Origin of the sequence: uncultured Fibrobacter sp., from assembly GCF_937877005.1 — a bacterium.
Classification (GTDB): Bacteria; Fibrobacterota; Fibrobacteria; order Fibrobacterales; family Fibrobacteraceae; genus Fibrobacter.
Genome location: NZ_CALEFV010000343.1, coordinates 1 through 1757, shown reverse-complemented (window position 1 = coordinate 1757; position 1757 = coordinate 1). Strand labels below are relative to the sequence as shown.

Genomic DNA, 1757 nt, shown 5'->3' with positions numbered 1-1757 from the left:
GAAGGCAGCCTGAACCTTTACCAGATCAATGGAACCTTCCGCGAATTCCCGAAGATGCTCGCCCGCGAATGCTCTTGGATTTACCCGAGATTCCTGGTGTAGTTGGAAGTAGACAGTAGGAAGTAGACAGTAGACAGTGGTTAGTGAATTAGTATTGAGTAATGTGTAATGAAACAAGAAAGAATGAAAGACAATTTTAGAAGTACAAACAAACGCGCACGCGGAAATTCCGTACGTCGCGACAAAATTCAAGACAAAGCCCCGAAAGCCGAAAAGCCTGTACGCAAAGCAGCGCTGACTTTTGAAGATATCAAGCAGCAGCTTGCCGCATGGGCCGAAAACGAACGCATTCCCGGTAAGTTTCAATCATGGTTTACAGCAGATGCTAATCCGGAACATTCCGACTGGCGCATTATCAAGACTTACCGCGGCCAGCAGGAATCGCTTTCGATAGACGCTCCCGCCCGCGGTATGGATGTTCCCGAACTTGTCAGCCGCATTTTTGAACAGGTCAAGAAAGAACACCTGCATATCTTTAAAAAGGCTCTCCGCCAGATTTGGTTCCGAGCCGTCGGTGACGGACGTTATGCGATGCTCGTTCAGGTCAACCTGAAGGGCAGATTCTCTGCTCACGGATACAAGACCTTCATTGATTTTATACAAAGAAACTGCCCGGAAGTCATCAGCTGTCACCACATTCAGTGCATGCCCGACCAGCCTTTTGATCCGGCCGGAACGATTCCGATGAAGGTAGAAGCCAAGAGCGCTTTCGGAAGCGACTTTATGCCCATTGGCGAAACCGGAATCAGCATGCATGTGCTGGACTGGACGCCCCGAATTCATGACGCCTGGATGGGACTCCCCAAACGTATCGAAGACGCTATCCACCCGAATGCCGAGGACAGTTTCTTTGAATTCTATTCCGGAAGTTCCTTTGGGAGCGCAACTCTTGCAAACCGATTCAAGAGAGTCGTTTCGATGGACTGCCGCGAATACGCCATGATGTCGTCGCGCTTGAACGCACGCAACACCGTCGATGACAACATGAAATTCATCCGCAGCCACGTAGAACAGGATTTCTTTGGCAAGTTCTTCAGCAAGCCCGAAAACGAGGGCCGTTGGACATTCTACTTCAACCTGCCCGGCGACGAACCGCTTGCACAAGGCGTGGCACAGGCAGCCGCCCTTTCGAGACCGGAACGTATTCTCTTGCAGACTTCGAACCTTGAAGTGGCCGCGCGCACCATCAAGCAGTTTAGAAACGAAGGCTACATGTTGCGCAAGAATATCCCACTGTACCTGGAACCGGGCTCCGGAAAGTTCGAAATTCTGTTCCTGTTCGTACCTGACCGCGTAGGAATCTTGGGACAGAATCCGGCACAAAAACAGCGTTCCAGGACGATCCAACGCCCGCAAGAACGCGTTTCTAGCCGAAAAACGCAAGAAATTCCTCATTTTAGCCAAAAAGCCCCTACTTTTAAGCAAAGAAAAGGTTAAATTATTGATATAACAGCCTGTAAGGGATTATTATGCGACTTTTGAAATGTGCATCCATCTGTCTGGGACTTTCCGCCTTGTTGGCCTCCGCCTACATTGTCAAGGAAGGCGATACCCTTTGGGACTTGAGTGACGAATTCCTCAAGGACCCCTTTGCCTGGCCAGACCTTTGGGAAAACAACCGCCACATCGAAGACCCGCACTGGATTTATCCGGGCGACTCCATTTACCTGGGCGATTCCATTCGTGAAGGCAATGTG

The 1757-nt window shown here is 50.2% G+C and carries 2 protein-coding genes; both read left to right on the top strand.

Annotation, left to right across the window (positions count from 1 at the left end; translation table 11 throughout):
* Positions 1-168: 168 nt before the first annotated feature.
* Positions 169-1497, top strand: coding sequence for a hypothetical protein (locus Q0628_RS15365; protein ID WP_298772494.1), 1329 nt, complete (start codon positions 169-171; stop codon positions 1495-1497).
* Positions 1498-1529: 32 nt separating this feature from the next.
* A partial coding sequence (locus Q0628_RS15360; RefSeq protein WP_298772492.1) for a LysM peptidoglycan-binding domain-containing protein occupies positions 1530-1757 on the top strand: 228 nt, incomplete at its 3' end.

Bases quoted from the DNA above. Each gene is read 5' to 3' on its own strand.
- Q0628_RS15365 (WP_298772494.1), top strand. From the start codon at position 169: ATGAAACAAGAAAGAATGAAAGACAATTTTAGAAGTACAAACAAACGC.